This window comes from Streptomyces sp. P17, from assembly GCF_032436805.1.
GTDB lineage: Bacteria > Actinomycetota > Actinomycetes > Streptomycetales > Streptomycetaceae > Streptomyces.
The window spans coordinates 1-261 of record NZ_JAVRBF010001027.1 but is presented as its reverse complement, the minus strand read 5'-3'; the positions used below and the strand labels follow the sequence as shown (position 1 = coordinate 261).

Annotated in this window: 1 protein-coding gene; it reads left to right on the top strand. The window is 53.3% G+C overall.

Annotated elements, in window-relative coordinates:
* Positions 1–55: 55 nt before the first annotated feature.
* Positions 56–261 (top strand): YfbR-like 5'-deoxynucleotidase (locus tag RMT89_RS43835; RefSeq protein WP_315889334.1); only part of this gene is annotated, 206 nt, incomplete at its 3' end.

Sequence of the window (261 nt, the reverse complement as noted above, 5' to 3'; positions counted from 1 at the left end):
ACAGCCGGATGTGCACAGTGCGTCGCGGCAGCGACGACTATCGGGAGTTGCTCCATTGAACAATATCTTTAACGAACTAGACCACCGCCTTTCGGTGGTTAAACGCTGGGGCATCCTCCACACAATCCAGACGCAAAGCGTGGCTGAACACGCATTCAACGTAGCTCGCATCGCAAAACGGCTGGCGATTGATTGGTGGGGCATTACCGATAAATCACAGCTTTTCGGCATCATGAATGCCGCACTGCACCACGATGACAT